11 protein-coding genes are annotated in these 15,275 nt (G+C 73.4%); 6 read left to right on the top strand and 5 right to left on the bottom strand.

Features of this window, described 5'->3' with window-relative positions; translation table 11 throughout:
- Positions 1–267: 267 nt before the first annotated feature.
- The 4 genes from ACGFI7_RS28290 (at position 268) to menC (ending at position 4,852) form a co-directional block, all read left to right on the top strand.
- Positions 268–1,218 carry a M24 family metallopeptidase gene (locus tag ACGFI7_RS28290; RefSeq protein ID WP_393409763.1) on the top strand — a complete coding sequence of 317 codons (951 nt, stop codon included), beginning with the start codon at positions 268–270 and terminating at the stop codon, positions 1,216–1,218.
- A 62-nt stretch (positions 1,219–1,280) separates the two neighbouring features.
- Entirely contained in the window at positions 1,281–2,867 is a 1,587-nt protein-coding gene (locus ACGFI7_RS28285) for a Na+/H+ antiporter (protein WP_393409762.1), read from the top strand.
- A 123-nt stretch (positions 2,868–2,990) separates the two neighbouring features.
- The gene (locus ACGFI7_RS28280) at positions 2,991–3,755 is read left to right on the top strand and encodes a GNAT family N-acetyltransferase (RefSeq protein ID WP_393409761.1); all 765 of its coding nucleotides are present in this window, start codon (positions 2,991–2,993) and stop codon (positions 3,753–3,755) included.
- Entirely contained in the window at positions 3,752–4,852 is a 1,101-nt protein-coding gene (menC, locus tag ACGFI7_RS28275; RefSeq protein ID WP_393409759.1) for an o-succinylbenzoate synthase, read from the top strand. The genes ACGFI7_RS28280 and menC overlap by 4 nt, the downstream gene beginning before the upstream one ends.
- 15 nt (positions 4,853–4,867) lie before the next feature.
- On the opposite strand, the gene ACGFI7_RS28270 is transcribed toward menC, so the two are convergent.
- On the bottom strand, positions 4,868–6,181 hold the full coding sequence (locus ACGFI7_RS28270; RefSeq protein ID WP_393409757.1) for a serine hydrolase domain-containing protein: 1,314 nt from the start codon (positions 6,179–6,181) through the stop codon (positions 4,868–4,870).
- A gap of 351 nt (positions 6,182–6,532) precedes the next feature.
- Between ACGFI7_RS28270 and tuf the strand changes: the two genes are divergently transcribed.
- Entirely contained in the window at positions 6,533–7,699 is a 1,167-nt protein-coding gene (gene tuf / locus ACGFI7_RS28265) for an elongation factor Tu (RefSeq protein ID WP_393409756.1), read from the top strand.
- Positions 7,700–7,772: 73 nt separating this feature from the next.
- On the opposite strand, the gene ACGFI7_RS28260 is transcribed toward tuf, so the two are convergent.
- Together ACGFI7_RS28260 and ACGFI7_RS28255 are read right to left on the bottom strand one after the other, a co-directional pair.
- Positions 7,773–9,026: a hypothetical protein gene (locus ACGFI7_RS28260; protein ID WP_393409755.1), complete on the bottom strand. Its 1,254-nt coding sequence runs from the start codon at positions 9,024–9,026 to the stop codon at positions 7,773–7,775.
- A 298-nt stretch (positions 9,027–9,324) separates the two neighbouring features.
- Entirely contained in the window at positions 9,325–12,144 is a 2,820-nt protein-coding gene (locus tag ACGFI7_RS28255; RefSeq protein ID WP_393409754.1) for a glycoside hydrolase family 2 TIM barrel-domain containing protein, read from the bottom strand.
- Positions 12,145–12,218: 74 nt separating this feature from the next.
- Between ACGFI7_RS28255 and ACGFI7_RS28250 the strand changes: the two genes are divergently transcribed.
- A complete protein-coding gene (locus ACGFI7_RS28250) occupies positions 12,219–12,767 on the top strand; it encodes a dihydrofolate reductase family protein (RefSeq protein ID WP_393409753.1) in 549 nt (182 codons plus the stop codon).
- Here the strand turns inward: ACGFI7_RS28250 and ACGFI7_RS28245 are convergent.
- Together ACGFI7_RS28245 and ACGFI7_RS28240 are read right to left on the bottom strand one after the other, a co-directional pair.
- Complete coding sequence (locus ACGFI7_RS28245; protein WP_393409752.1) at positions 12,745–14,115, bottom strand: M20 family metallopeptidase; 1,371 nt, start codon at positions 14,113–14,115, stop codon at positions 12,745–12,747. The genes ACGFI7_RS28250 and ACGFI7_RS28245 overlap by 23 nt on opposite strands.
- Positions 14,112–15,260 carry an amidohydrolase family protein gene (locus tag ACGFI7_RS28240; RefSeq protein WP_393409751.1) on the bottom strand — a complete coding sequence of 383 codons (1,149 nt, stop codon included), beginning with the start codon at positions 15,258–15,260 and terminating at the stop codon, positions 14,112–14,114. Before ACGFI7_RS28240 ends, ACGFI7_RS28245 begins: the two co-directional genes overlap by 4 nt.
- Positions 15,261–15,275 lie beyond the last annotated feature (15 nt).

Raw genomic sequence — 15,275 nt, 5'->3', positions numbered from 1 at the left:
GAGCGTGAGCCCGCGCCCGCACGGGAGTCCGAGCCCACGCGAGACCTCGCGCTCTCAGCGGATCCCGCTGCCTCAGGAGACTTCGCCCCATCGCCGGACCTCGCGTCCGCGCCGGACCTAGCGTCCGCGCCGGACCTCGACTCCTCGCCGGACCTCGACTCCTCGTCGGATCTCGGCTCCTGGGCGGGCCTTGAACGGTCCGGCCTCGGCTCCTCGCTCGACCTCGTCTCCCCGTGGGAGCCGGGGTCGTTGGACCGGGTGGGGGCCGTGCGGGAGGAGATGTCGGCGGCCGGGATCGACGCGCTGGTGTTGCGGCCTTCGCCGGACTTCCGGTTCCTCGGCGGGCGGGGTGACGGGTTTCTGGTGGTGACGGCCGAGGATGCGGTGGAGACCGCGGACCCGCTTCCGTACCTGCCGCCGGGGGTGCGGCGGGTGGGGGTGGATCCGGAGATGCGGGTGCGGGAGCTGTTCGGGCTGGCCGTCGAGGCGGAGCTGGTCCCGGCGGCTCAGGTGTTCGCGCCGCTGCGGCTGCGCAAGGAGCCGTACGAGGTCACGCTGCTCGAACGGGCGGCGCTGGCCGCGGAGTCGGTGCTCGGCCACGCCCGGGAGCTGTCCTGGTTCGGCGTCACCGAGCGGGCCATGGCGACCCGGCTGCGCGTGCTCGCGCTGGAGGCGGGATGCGAGGAGGTGCTGTCGGCGCGGGTCACGGCCGGGCCGGGCACCGCCGTCCCCGGGAGGCCGCCGTCCGACCGGGTGATCAATCCGGGTGACGCGCTGCTGGTGTCGCTGAGCGGGCGCTGGGAGGGCTACTGCGCCGAGGTGGCGCGGGTGTACGCGGTGGCGGAGCCGCCGGAGGACTTCGACGCCGTGTACTCGGTCCTGATGGCGGCGCACCAGGCCGGAATGGCGGCGGCCCGGCCGTCGGCCCCGGCGTCGGCGGTGGCGGCGGCCGTGGCGCAGGCCGTCGACGACAGCGGCTACGGCCGGTACGCCGCGCCCGCCGCGGGCCGGGGCGTGGGGCTGGACGTCGACGAGGCGCCCTGGCTGCGCGCGGACGACGACACGCCCCTGGAGCCGGGGACGGTGTTCTGCCTGGAGCCCGCGATCTACGTCCCGGACCTGTTCGGGGCCCGCGTGGCGGATCTGGTGACCTGCACGGACGCCGGCCCGTGCGCCCTCACCACCGCCCCCGCCTTCCTCCCCGTACTCGAACGCTGACGTCCCCTCCGTAAGAGGGGCGCCGGGATGTATGGGCCCCGACGGAGGGGTAGGTCCGGTGAGTGGATCAGTTCGTGCTGTTCGCGATAGTCGTCCTGGGCGCTCTGATGATGGTGCCGCTCGGTGATCGGCTGGGGCTGCCGCCGCCGGTGCTGATGACGCTGCTGGGGATCGTCCTCGCGCTGGTGCCGTTCGTCCCGAACGTGAACATCCCGCCAGGGCTGGTGCTGCCGTTGCTGTTGCCTCCGCTGCTGTACGCGGCGGTGCAGCGGACCTCGTGGCGGCAGTTCGCGGCCAACTGGCGGCCGATCTTCCTGCTGGCCGTGGCGCTGGTGTTCGTGACCACGGCCGCGGTGGCCGCGGTGCTGCACGCGCTCGTCCCCGGTCTGCCGCTGGCCGCGGCGGCGGCGCTGGGCGCGCTGGTGGCGCCGCCCGACCCGGTGGCGGCCACGGCGGTGGCGGGCCGGCTGGGCCTGCCGCGCCGGCTGGTGTCGCTGCTGGAGGGCGAGGGCCTGTTCAACGACGTGACCGCGATCGTGCTCTACCACGTGGCCATCGCCGCCGTGGTGACCGGCACGTTCTCGGTGCCGGAGGCGATCGGCGAGTTCGTGCTGTCGGCGGCGGTGGCCGTCGCGGTCGGGTTCGCGCTGGGCTGGCTCGGCGACAAGCTCATGACGTACCTGGGCGAACCGACGCTCCAGGTGGCGCTGTCGCTGCTGATCCCATTCGTCGGCTACGCGCTGGCGGACGAGCTGCGCGGCTCCGGCGTGCTGGCGGTGCTCACCACCGCCTTCTACCTGGGCGAGCGGATGACGGACGCCGACGACGTGTCCGGCCGGTTCATCGCCGGCACGTTCTGGCGGGTGGTGGACACGCTGGTGACCGCGGTGGCGTTCGGGCTGATCGGGCTGGAGCTGCGCAACCTCTTCGGCACGGTCGGCGGGCGGCTGGGCGAGGTGCTCGGGTGGAGCGCCGTCGTGGTGGTGGTCGTGGTCGGGATGCGGCTGGCGTGGCTGCTGCCCGCCGCGTGGCTGGCGGGCAAGGCGCACGCGCTGCGCGGGGACGACACGGAGGTGCCGCTCGGCTGGCGGGAGACCGTGGTGATGTGGTGGTCGGGGATGCGCGGCGTGGCGTCGGTGGCGCTGGCGCTGGCCATCCCGATGGAGACGGCCGACGGGTCGCCGTTCCCGGAGCGTCCTGTGCTGGTGTTCATCGCCTTCTCCGTCATCCTGGTCACGCTGGTGGTGCAGGGCCTGACGCTGCCGTGGCTGGTGAACCGGCTCGGCGTCAAGGCCGACACGGCCGCCGAACGCGCCCTGGAGGCCCGGCTGGCGGTCAGGGCGGCCACCGCGGCCAGGCGGCGGCTGAAGGAGATCGACGCCGAGGAGGGGCTGCCCGGCGAGGTGGTGGACGCGCTCGACTGGCGGGCGACGGATCTGCGCATGCGGCTGAGTCCCGAGGCCGGCGACGAGGCGCGGCGCGAGGCGTACGAGCAGCGCGCGAAGCGGATCGACCTGGTCAGGCGCGTGCAGGCGGAGATGATGTCGGCGGCGCGTCAGGAGGTGCTCGACGCGCGCCGCGACCCGTCCGCCGACCCCGAGGTGCTCAACCGGTTGCTGCGCCGGCTCGACGTGCGCAGCCTGCGCTGACCCCGTCACTCGGGGGCCCGGCCAAGACGCGGGCGTCGTCTTGGTGTGCCCCGACGAATCCACGCGGGGGCGCGGTGGCATAGCGTCGCGGTGACGTCCGACGCGCAGGGAGGGCCGACAGTCTTGGTCGCCATCAGGGAGCTCCACGCCATCGAGGAGTTCGAGCAGGTCATCACGCTGTTCGATGACATCTGGCACTTCGAGCCGGCCCGCCGGCCGGTCTCCGCCGAGCTGATGCTGGCCCTGGCGCACGCGGGCAACTACGTGTGCGGCGCCTTCGACGGCGATCGGCTGGTGGGCGCGTCGGTGGGGTTCTTCGGCGCGGGCGCCGCGCTGCACTCGCACATCACGGGCGTGCTGCGCTCCCCCGGCACCGGGCTCGCGCTCAAGCTGCACCAGCGGCGGTGGGCGCTGGAGCGCGGGCTGGATCGGATCACCTGGACGTTCGACCCGCTGGTGCGCCGCAACGCGCACTTCAACCTGGCCAAGCTGGGCGCCCGGCCCGAGGAGTACCTGCCGGCCTTCTACGGGGTCATGGACGACGGGCTCAACCAGGGCGACGAGGGAGACCGGGTGCTCGCGGTCTGGCGGATCGGCGACCCGCGCGTGGCGGAGCTCGCCGAAGGGAGGCCCGTGACCGTCCGGGTGCCGCCGGACGCGGTGGTGGCGCTCGCCGACGAGGGCGGGCGCCCGGTGCCCGGCCGCGCCGACGCCGCGACCGTCCTGGTCGCCGTCCCCGCGGACATCGAGCGCCTGCGCGCTACCGACCCGGGCGCGGCGAAGGCCTGGCGGCATGCCGTACGGGAGACGCTCGGCGACATGCTGGCCGAAGGGCGCAAGATCACAGGATTTCACGACAAGTCGTACTACGTAGTGGAGAGCATGTGAAGATCACTGGAGTCGAGCTGCGCCGGGTCGCGATGCCGCTGGTGTCCCCGTTCCGCACCTCGTTCGGCACCGAGACGGCCCGCGACGTGCTCCTGGTGCGGGTCGTCACCCCCGACGCCGAGGGCTGGGGCGAGTGCGTGGCCATGTCGGAGCCGCTCTACTCCTCCGAGCACGTCGACGGCGCGGCCGAGGTGATCCGCCGCTTCCTGCTGCCGAGGCTGCCCGCGAACGTGGACGCGCAGTCGGCCGGCCGGGCCATGGAGCCGGTCAAGGGGCACCGGATGGCCAAGGCCGCGCTGGAGACGGCCGTGCTGGACGCGCAGCTCCGGGCGTCGGGCGAGTCGTTCGGCCGGTTCCTCGGGGCGTCGCGCGACCGGGTGCCGTGCGGGGTGTCGGTGGGCATCATGGACTCGATCCCGCGGCTGCTCGACGCGGTCGAGGGCTACCTCGCCGAGGGGTACGTGCGCATCAAGCTGAAGATCGAGCCCGGCTGGGACGTCGAGCCGGTGCGCGCGGTCCGCGAGCGCTTCGGCGACGACGTGCTGCTCCAGGTCGACGCGAACGCCGCCTACACCCTGGTGGACGCCCGTCACCTGGCCCGGCTGGACGCCTTCGACCTGCTGCTCATCGAGCAGCCGCTGGCCAACGACGACTTCGTCCAGCACGCCAGGCTGGCCCGTCAGCTGCGCACCCCGGTGTGCCTGGACGAGTCCATCGAGTCGGCCGAGCACGCGGCCGCGGCGATCGCCCTCGGCTCCTGCTCCATCGTCAACATCAAGCCCGGCCGCCTGGGCGGCTATCTGGAGGCCCGGCGGGTGCACGACCTGTGCCGGGCCAACGGGATCGCGGTGTGGTGCGGCGGCATGCTGGAGACCGGCATCGGCCGGGCGGCGAACGTGGCGCTGGCGGCCCTGCCCGGCTTCACCCTCCCGGGCGACACCTCGGCCTCCCGCCGCTACTTCGCCACCGACGTCACCGAGCCGTTCGAGCTGTCGGACGGCCATCTCGCGGTGCCCGCGGGACCGGGCCTGGGCGTCGACCCGATCCCGGACGTCCTGGAGGAGATCACCACGTCGAAGGAGTGGATCCCCCTCTGACGCGGCTCCCGGCGGTCAGGCCGTCCTGGGGGTGGCGCGGGCGCCGAGGTGCACGTACGGGGAGCCGTCGGGCAGCTCGTAGAAGACGGCCGAGGACCAGTCGGGGTCGCCCTTCTTGCGCCCGACGAACGTGACCTCGTCGACGGCCACCAGGTCCATCTCGACGGGCTCGTCCAGCGCGGCCAGTTCGCCGGTGGTCTCCAGGAGCAGCCGAAGCCCGCCCTCGCGCTCGCTGATCGTGATGCGGGCGCCGGCGCGCTCGTAGCGACCGGCGAAGCGGGCGACGTCGGTTTCGACGGGCTCGGCCGGCGGGCCCAGCTTGGCGGGCACGGCGACGCCGTCGAGCTCGGCGAACAGCTCGGTGGCGACCCGGTGGGTGAAGGCGCTGCTGTGGCCGCCGTTGGCGGTGACGCAGGCGATGGTGCCGGTGCCGGGCAGCATCCAGAGCATGGCGTGCTGGCCGATGGTGTTGCCGCCGTGGGAGACGACCTGGTGGCCGTCCCACTCGTCGAGGATCCAGCCGATGCCCCACCGCCGGCCGAGCGTGTGCGGGTTGGGGATGTCGACCTGCGGCTCCCGCATGGCGGCCGGGTCGTCCAGCAGGCCGCCTTCGAGGTGCGCGCGGGCGAACGCGACCACGTCGGCGGGGCGGGCGCAGATGAGCCCGGCGGGCCCGATGGAGCGCATGAGCCCCCACTTCGGGGCGGGATCGCCGCTGTCCAGGTGGCCCATGGCGCCGCGGAAGCGGAGCACGTCCTCGGGCAGGGTCCAGGTGTGGGTGAGGCCGAGCGGCTCGACGATCCGTTCGCGCAGCACGTCGTCCCAGCGCCGGCCGGCCAGCTTCTCCAGGACGCGGCCGGCGATGACGAACCCCGAGTTGCAGTAGGACTGGGTGACGCCTAGCGGGTGGTTCTGGGCCAGGTCCGCGCAGGCTGCCACGTACTTCTCGACGCAGTCGTCGCCGCGGCCGGTGTCCAGGAACAGGTCGCCGTCGATGCCGCTGGTGTGCGAGAGCAGGTGGCGGATCGTCACGCCCGCGGTCGCGGCGGCGTCGGCGACCTTGAACTCGGGCAGCACCTCGATCACGGGCGTGTCCAGGGTCAGCCCGCCCCGCTCGATCTCCTGCATGAGCAGGGTGGCGGTCCACACCTTGGTGATCGAGCCGACCTGGTAGAGCGAGTCGGCGGTGGCCTCCACCCCCGTGGCCCGGTTGAGCACCCCGGCGGCGAACTCGTGGAGCTCTCCCCGATGCAGGTAGGCGAGGGCCGCGCCGGGCACCTCGTATGCGGCGATCAACTCGGCGAGCCGGGAGCCCAGTGCTGGAGCCACGCGACCTTCCTCTCGTGTGTACCGATTTGTCGGGGTTGAGGCGGACATCACTGCACACTAGATCACCTGTCAGGCGGTCCGCTTCGGGGCCCCGGACGAACCCGGCGGCCCCTCTCGTCCTCCCGTACGAAGGGGAATAATCCGTTGCCCCCCGATGCTGAGACCAGCACTATGGTCATCATGATCCGGCACGTGCCCCTGACGACGCCCGCCATCGCGGGCGCGTTCGAGCGTGCCTTCGACGGCCTGGAGCGCTGACCTCTTCCCGTTCGTCCCGGAGTGTGACCCGGCGGGGAGAGGTCGACGACCCGCACGGGTCACCACGCATCCAGGTTCGTCAAGGAAGGGATCATGGCCAAGCAGGCCTACGTGCGGAACAAGCCGCACCTCAACATCGGCACGATGGGCCACGTCGACCACGGCAAGACCACGCTGACCGCCGCCATCACCAAGGTGCTGGCGGAGCGGGGCCAGGCCACGTACACGCCGTTCGAGCGGATCGACCGGACCCCGGAGGAGCACTCCAGGGGCATCACGATCAACATCTCGCACGTCGAGTACGAGACCGCGACCCGGCACTACGCGCACGTGGACATGCCGGGCCACGCCGACTACGTGAAGAACATGATCACTGGGGCGGCGCAGCTCGACGGCGCCATCCTGGTGGTGTCGGCGCGCGACGGCATCATGCCGCAGACCAAGGAGCACGTGCTGCTCGCCCGGCGGGTGGGCGTCGAGCACCTGGTCGTCGCGGTCAACAAGGCCGACGGGGCCGACCCGGAGCTCACCGACCTGGTGGAGCTGGAGCTGCAGGACCTGCTCGACGAGCACGGCTTCCCCGGCTCGCCGATGGTGCGGGTGTCCGGGCTGCGGGCGCTGGAGGGCGACCCGGCCTGGAGGGCGTCCATCGACACGCTGCTCCAGGCCGTCGACGACCACATCCCGGTCCCGGTCCGGTACGTGGACGCGCCGTTCCTCATGCCCGTGGAGAACGTCATGTCCATCACCGGCAGGGGCACGGTCGTCACCGGCGCCATCGAGCGCGGCGCGGTGCGCGTCGGCGACACGGTCACGGCCGTCGGACTCGGCGGCGACCTGTCCGCCGTCGTCACCGGCGTCGAGACGTTCGGCCGCACGATGGAGCGCGGCGAGGCGGGCGACAACGCCGCCCTCCTGCTCCGCGGCGTCCAGCGGCACCAGATCCGGCGCGGCATGGTGCTCGCGGCCCCGGGCAGCCAGCGGGCGCACCAGGCGTTCACCGCCCGGGTGTACCTGCTGACAGCCGAGGAGGGCGGCCGGCGGCGGTCGATCGCCTCGGGCTACCGGCCGCAGTTCTACCTGCGCACGACGGACGTGCCGGGCGAACTGCTGCTGACCGAGCCGGCCCGGCCGGGGGACACGATCGAGGTCTCGGTCGCCCTCGGCAAGCCGGTCGCCCTGGAGCCGGGCCTCGGTTTCGCCATCCGTGAGGGTGGCCTGACCGTGGGCGCCGGCACGGTCCTCGCCGTGGAGGACTGAACGCGCTGCCGGGATCCCCGCCGGGGTCCCGGCAGCCGCGTGTCAGCCGGTGGACGGGGCGGCCGACAGGACATCACGCTCGGAGAAGAGCGCGTACCCGGGCACGATCAGGTCGGGCGGATCGATGCCCAGGTCGGCGACCTTGTCCGCGCCCGTCCGGGCGTCCAGGGCGACCAGGGCCTCGCGGTCCTGCCCCTGCCGGGGCCCCACGACGGCGTAGAGGACCCCGGACCTGCCGCCGGTGATCAGCGGCGCCACCCGTCCCGCGGCCTGCTCCGGGAGTGTCCACAGCTGTCTTCCCGTCGCCGTGTCGAAGGCCGTTGCGAAAGGACGGCGGGTCCCGGGAGTACATCGGCCCGGAGCAGGCCACCGTCTCCCGCCCGTCGTGGTGGCAGCCTGCGTTGCCCTTGACGCGGAAGCGGGTGGCGCCGGTCCTCGCGAACAGGGCTTGCGTCCACACTCCTCCGCCCGGGCCCAGGAGCTTGACGATGACCAGCGTGTCGCCCGCCGCGTAGAGGTCGCGCTCGGGGTCCCCGCTGGTGTCGATCCAGAGCTCGTCCACGGTCCACTTGCGCGTGGCGTCCGCCGCCGACAGCCCCGTCACCACCCAGCGCTGGTCGAGGGGCGAGCCGGCGGGCTCGTCCGAGGCCGTGCCCGCGACGACGGTCTCGCCGTCGCTCATGCCGGCCCGGGTGCCGGACCGCAGCCAGCGGACGGCTCCGGTGGCCGGGTCCAGGACCGCGGTCAGCGCCCCCGAGGGGGATTTGGCCATCGTGGTCACGACCAGGTGGTTCTCGTCGGCGGCCACGACGGTGGCGGCTCCCCAGGTCTTGGTCCTGTCGGGATCCTCCGGCACGGCGTCGGCGGTCCATTTCACGCTGCCGTCGCGGGCGTCGGCGACGACGGTGCGGACGACGCGGCGGTCGGGCACCGTGCCCGATCCCCGCGCGACGGCCCAGAAGGCGGCGGCGACCACGGGCTGCCCGCCCATGGTGAAGACGACCGGCGCGGCCAGGTGCTCGGCGCCCTGGTCGGCGCCCTCCAGCGGGATCGACCACTGTCCGGCGCGGCCGGGGATCCGGAGCGCGGAGAACATGATCCCGCCGTCCGCCTCGGAGAAGAAGTAGAGGACTCCCTGGTGCACGGCGTAGGCCCGGTAGGCCAGGTCCATGGCCGTGACCAGCTCCACGGGGCCGGCGAAGGCGAGCGGCGGGTCATGCGCCGGCGGGGCCGGGGAGCCGGTGGGCGCGCCTCCCCCGCCGGTGGGCGTGGACGCGCACGCGACGGTGACCGCGAGCGCCGCCGCTGCGACCGCCGATCGCCGCATCCCGCACCTCCGAGACAAAGGATCTCCCCGAACATACGCCTCCGGAACGGTGAAACCAAGGAAAGTCCAAACAACGGCCTTGACAGAACAGGCGAGGGTATTCACTGTATCCAGGTCAAGAGCAGCGGATTCATGGCCGGGCAGACGGTGGTGGCGAACGGCCAGGCGCTGCGCCAATACAGCATGGGCCTGGCCGACGGCACGGGGACGTACCTGCTGGAAAGCGTCTCGTGAAAAGCTCGGGGCCGTCGGCGCCGACGGCCCCGGATTTCTTGACACGCCATTCGACAGGAGCCGGTCACGCGTTTTCGAAACGAAGGCGGAAAGTGACCGGGTGGACGCGCAGTTCGTAGCGCGGCAGGGTGCCCGGCCCGCAGGCCGCCGTGCCGATGCCGTGCTGGGCGGCGTCCAGGGTGAGGTGGAGGCGGCCGTCCGGGACGAGGTCGGGGCGGTGGGCGGCCGCGTCCAGGGCGGCGGTCGACCAGGGACGGGCCGTCAGGCCGAACACCGGGTCGCCGGTGATCCGGATCCCGGCGAGCTCCGCCCAGCGGACGGCGGCGCGGTGGCCGTTCTCCTGGGGGTAGACGTACGGGGTCTGCAGGTCGTCCACCGTGCTGGTCCACCGGCCGATCCTGGCGGCCAGGCCGGTGTCCGGGTACGCCTCCCCCGGGCCGAGTCCGTACCAGGTGACCGAGTCCGGGACGTCGGGGAGGGTCATGGCGAGGCCGAGGCGCGGGACCGGCTCGGTCCAGTCGCCTTCCGGGACGACGTCGACCCGCAGGTCGAGGGCGTCACCGGCGGCGCTCCAGGTGTAGGTGGCGCGCATGCCGAGGTCGGTGGCGGCGGGCGCCACCCTGGTGCGGACGGTGAGCGCGTCGCGCGGCTCGACCGCGTCGACCCGGTGGGTGAGACGGTGCAGGCCGAGCAGCCGCCAGCGGAACTCGGCGCCGCCGTACCGGTCGTTGTCGATCGGGGCCCGCCACAGCTCCAGCCGGGGGCCTTCGACGTCGAGGCCGAACAGGCGGGTGAGAAGGCCGGTCACCGGGTCGAACGCCGCCCCGCCGACCTCGATCCGGTCGCCGTGGGTGACCAGGGCCGGACCGCTCCCGGCGGCCGGGGTGCGACGGCGGGGCAGGGTGCGGAGGTCGTCGTCCCCCGTGTACGGGGTGCCGTCGGCGTTCAGCGCGACCTGGGCCCACGCCACCTCGTGGCCCGCGCCGGCCCACGGCTCGTCGCGGGCCAGGACGGCGCGGACGGTGAGCCAGCGTTCGGCCTCCCTGGCCGGGAAGGCGGGCAGCTTCACCTCACCGCCCTCGGCGGGCACCTCCAGCGAGAAGACCGCCCTCGGCTCGCCCTCCGCCTCCACCTCTCCGGTGAAGGCCAGGTGGGACAGGTCGCGGAAGCCGTACGTGCCGCGGACCGTCACCGAGGTCTCCGAGAAGGCGAACGTGACCGGCTCGAACACCTTCTTCAGGTCCAGCAGCCCGGGTGACGGCGTCCGGTCGGGGAAGACCAGGCCGTCGACGACGAAGTTGCCGTCGTGCACCGGCTCGCCGTAGTCGCCGCCGTACGCGAAGCCGAGCGACGGATGCGCGAGGCCGTGGTCGATCCACTCCCAGATGAAGCCGCCGGCCAGCCTCGGGTACCGCTCGAACAGCTCCTGGTACTCGGCCAGCCCGCCGGGCCCGTTGCCCATGGCGTGCCCGTACTCGCACTGCAGGAACGGCATCGCGCGCCGCCTGGCGTCCAGCTCAGGGTCGTCCAGCGGCTCCTCGGCGCCCCTGCCGATCGCCTCGACCTCGGCGTGCGAGGCGTACATGCGGGAGTAGACGTCGGTGTGCTCGCACGACCGGTCGCCCTCGTAGTGGATCGGCCGGGACGGGTCGCGCTCGCGGGCCCAGTCGGCCATCGCGCCGAGGTTGCGGCCGACGCCGGCCTCGTTGCCGAGCGACCACATGATGACGCTCGGGTGGTTCTTGTCGCGCTCCACCATGCGGCGCATCCGGTCGAGGTACGCCTCCTCCCAGCGCGGGTCGTCGCTGGGGTTGCGCCGCCAGCCGACCTGGCCGAAGCCGTGGGTCTCCAGGTCGCACTCGTCGATCACCCACAGCCCCAGCTCGTCGCAGAGGTCGAGGAAGGCCGGGTGCGGCGGGTAGTGGCTGGTGCGGACGGCGTTGACGTTGTGCCGCTTCATCAGCAGCACGTCCTCGCGCATGGTCGCGTGCGTCACCGCCCGGCCGGACGACGGGTGGAACTCGTGCCGGTTGACCCCTTTGAGCAGCAGCGGCCGCCCGTTGGCGAGCAGCACCCCGGCCACGATGGCGACGGTGCGGAAGCCGACGCGCAGCCGGATCGTCTCCTCAGGGGCGCGCAGCACCGCGTCGTACAGCCGCGGCGTCTCGGCGCTCCACGGCTCGGCGTCCACGGTGACGCGGTCGCCGGGCCGCAGCCCGGTGACGCCCAGCTCGGGCACGTCGAGGACGCCCTCACCGTCGAAGCCGAGCGTGCCGCGCCCGTCCTCGTACGAGGCGCGCACGAACACGTCGGCGGCCGAGCGGGTGAGGGTGACGTCGCGGAAGATGCCCGGCAGCCACCACATGTCCTGGTCTTCCAGGTAGCTGGCGGCCGACCACTGGTGGACGCGCACGGCCAGCACGTTGCGCCCCGGCCGGAGGTACGGCCCGGCGTCGAACTCGGCGGGCAGCCGGCTGCCGGTGGTGAAGCCCAGCTCGTGCCCGTTCAGCCAGACCTTGGCGTACGACTCGACCCCGTCGAGGCGGAGCCTGCCGCCGCTCCAGCCCTCCGGCAGGTCGAAGGCGCGGCGGTAGTCGCCGGTCGGATTCTCCGTCGGCACGTGCGGCGGGTCGATCGGGAAGGGATAGGACACGTTGGTGTACGCGGGAGCGCCGTGCCCGTGCAGCGGCCAGTGCGACGGCACCGGCAGCTCGTCCCAGCCCGCGTCGTCGTGGCCGGGGTCGGCGAAGTCCTCGGAGACGGCCGCCACCGGCGAGAGGCGGAACCGCCACAGGCCGTTCAGGTCGAGCGAGGGGGCATCGGAGCGCAGGGCCGCGCGGGGAGTGAGGCGGCCGGAACCAGGGGAGAAACGTTCGCATTCCATCGACTGCCGAGCCTAGATGGTCGGCAGGTTTTCGTCAGCGATGAGTTCTCCGCCCTGGCGAGGTCTGCATGGGCATGAGCGATGTGGTGCTGAACATGACGGTGTCGGTCGACGGGTTCGCCACCGGTCCGGACGAGGACCTGGAGCGGCTGCACCAGTGGATCTTCAGTGACGCCGAGGCGGACGCGGAGATCCTCGCGGAGTTCGCCGCCGAGCCGGGCGCGTACGTGATGGGCATGGGCATGTTCCGGCCCGGCCTGGAGCCGTGGGGGGACGAGCCGCCGTTCCCGCACCCGGTGTTCGTGCTCTCCCACACCGCGCGGGAGCCGCTGGTCAAGCCGCCGGCCACGTTCACGTTCGTCACCGGCGGCATCGAGGAGGCGATCATGCGGGCGAAGGACGCGGCCGGGGACCGCGACGTGTGGGTGGTCGGCGGCGCGGACGTGTGCCGGCAGGCGCTGGCCGCGGGCCTGGTCGACGAACTGCGGCTGCACGTCGCGCACGTGCTGCTCGGCGACGGGCTGCCGCTGTTCGGGAAGCTGACGGAGACGGTGGAGCTCCGGGAGGCCGGCACGGTGACGACGCCGGGCGTGACGCACGTCAGGTTCCGGGTGGTGCGCTGAGCCGGGCCCCGTCCCCGGCCGAGGCGGCGAGATAGCCGGCCAGCAGGCTCTCGGCCACCTCGTCCACGACGGCGTCGTCCGGCAGGAAGTCGGGGCTGTGCAGCCCGGCCGGCGTGTCGACGCCGACGAACATCATCAGCGACGGCATCAGCTCGCCGTACTGGGCGAAGTCGTCGCCGCCGCACGAGCGCAGCTCGTCGCTGACCGTCCGTCCGTTGGCACGCAGCAGCTCGCCGGTCCGCACGGCCAGCGCCGCGTCGTTGACCAGCACCGGCTCGCCCGGGAAGACCTGGACCTCGGCCGCGCAGCCGTGGGCCCGCGCCACGTCCTCGACGAGGGCGGCGAACTGGGCGTGCAGCGTCTCGCGCCACGACGGCGACAGGGTGCGGAGCGTGCCGCGGGCGACGGCCTCGCCGGGGATGGCGTTGGGCGCGGTGCCGGCGTGCACGCTGCCGAACGTCACCACGGTCGGCACCATCGGGTCGGCGACCCGGCTGACGAGCTGCTGGGCGGCCACGATCACCTGCGCCATGGCGACGACCGGGTCGCGGGCCAGATGCGGGTAGGCGGCGTGCCCGTCGACGCCCTTGAGCGTCACCTGGAACTCGTCGGCGGAGGCGTTGACCGCTCCCGGCGTGCAGGCGATCACCCCGGCGTCGAGCACGGGCTGCACGTGCGCGCCGATCATGGCTCGGACGTCGTTGCGGGTCAGGGCTCCCGACCCGACCACGTCCGCGGCGCCCGAAGGGTGGCTCTCCTCGCGCGGTTGCAGCACGACCATGAGCGGGGCGGGCCGTTCGTGGCCGGTCACGGACTCGTACCCGGCCTCGGGCGGGGTGTCGCGGGTGTCGAGGATGGCCGTGACCCGGGCGACCGCGCGGGCCAGCGCCACGACGGCGGCCAGGTGGACGTCGTGGCCGCAGGCGTGCATGGCGCCGTTGGCGGACGCCCAGGGCACGCCGGTCCGCTCGGTCAGCGGCAGCGCGTCCAGTTCGCCGCGCACGCCCACGGCGGGGCCGGGGCCGCCGATCCTGACCAGCGCGCCCGTGCCGGCCACCCGCTCGACCCGGCTGTCGGGCAGCGCCGCCAGCACCCGTTCGAGCGTGGGCCCCTCCTCGCCGGACAGCCTGGGGTCTGCGTGCAGCTCGCGACGCAGGCGGCGCGCGACGGGCAGCTCGGCGCGGAGCGCCTCACGCAGCAGCACGTCGCGGTGGGCCGGACGCTGGTCGGCGCGCTGGTCCGGACGCAGATCGGGACGGTGATCGGGACGGTGGTCGCTGAGCTGGTCGGGGTGCTTGTCCAGGTGCGGGAGAGCGCGGTTCGCGGTGCTGTGGTTCTTGGGGGTCACGCCTCGCCTCCGAGCCGGTAGACGCGGCGCGCGTTGGTCTCGCCGATCATGGTGAAGACCCGGATGGCCTGCGCGGTCGTCCACTCTCCGTCGGCGACGAACTCGCCGAGCACCCGCGAGACGGCCCGCCGCCACAACTCGGCGCCGAGGAAGTGCAGCTCGGCGGGGCCCCATCCGTCGGACGAGAACATGATCTTGGCGAACGGGGCGATCTCCAGGCTCTCCGCCACGACCGCGACGCTCCTGGCGCCGGTGTGGTGGACGGCCAGGCCCACGTCGAAGAACACGTGCTGGTACGCGTGCGCCAGATAGGCGGCGTTGCGGTGGAACGGGTAGCAGTGCAGCAGCACCAGCGGCGTCCCCGCCTGGGCGGTCCGCTCGATCAGCCCGCGCAGCAGCAGCGGGTCGGCGCGGCGCAGGTTAAGGTCCGGGTCGCCGAACCCGGTGTGGAACTGCAGGGGCAGCCCGGTCTCCAGCGCGGTCCAGATGAGGTGCCGGAGCAGCACGGGGTCCGTCAGACGGCCGCCGGCGGCGAACCAGCCTCCCGCGGCCTCGGCCACCTCGGCGGGCGAGGGCGGCTCCGGGTCGAGGTCGAGCCCGTGCCGGTAGGCGGCGATGCTCTTCAGCGCCCTGGCGGTGCGGGCCCGCTCCCCCAGCACCTCGGCGAACCGGCCGGCGAAGCCGTCCGCCGACACGCCCGAGCCGGCCACCTCCTCGGCCACGGTCTCCAGGCGCACCACCTCGTCGACCGGGACGCCGGCGATCTGCGCCATCCCGGACGCGCCGACGACGTCGCCGGACCGGAAGCCGGTGTCGACCAGGTAGTGGCCGGCGCCCGCGGCGCCGAGCAGCAGCCGGTTCACCTCGGCGGCCCCCAGCCTGGCCCGGCGGGCGAGGTAGGCGGCGGGCGAGGCGAACGGTTCCAGACCGAGCACGGGCGCGCAGTGGCGCAGGATGGCGTGCCCGAGCTGGGAGTCGAACGGCGTCATCCAGTCGGGCGCCGGCCCCCGGGCCTCGGTGATCAGCTCCTCGAACGCGGCGCGCGACAGGTCGTCAACCGTCACCCCGTGGGCGTGCTGGTCGACCAACGGCAATTCTTCTACGGCCCGGTTGAGCCCGGACAGCATGGCGAGCTCAGCGGACATCGGCGCCCCAGCTTG

This window comes from Nonomuraea sp. NPDC048826, from assembly GCF_043198225.1.
Taxonomy (GTDB): domain Bacteria; phylum Actinomycetota; class Actinomycetes; order Streptosporangiales; family Streptosporangiaceae; genus Nonomuraea.
This window is presented reverse-complemented; position numbering and strand designations above follow the sequence as displayed.

What these genes read in the sequence shown, in the direction of transcription:
- ACGFI7_RS28250 (WP_393409753.1), top strand. Translation starts at nt 12,219, where the DNA reads ATGAGCGATGTGGTGCTGAACATGACGGTGTCGGTCGACGGGTTCGCC.
- tuf (WP_393409756.1), top strand. Translation starts at nt 6,533, where the DNA reads ATGGCCAAGCAGGCCTACGTGCGGAACAAGCCGCACCTCAACATCGGC.
- ACGFI7_RS28260 (WP_393409755.1), bottom strand. Translation starts at nt 9,026, where the DNA reads ATGCGGCGATCGGCGGTCGCAGCGGCGGCGCTCGCGGTCACCGTCGCG.
- ACGFI7_RS28255 (WP_393409754.1), bottom strand. Translation starts at nt 12,144, where the DNA reads ATGGAATGCGAACGTTTCTCCCCTGGTTCCGGCCGCCTCACTCCCCGC.
- ACGFI7_RS28240 (WP_393409751.1), bottom strand. Translation starts at nt 15,260, where the DNA reads ATGTCCGCTGAGCTCGCCATGCTGTCCGGGCTCAACCGGGCCGTAGAA.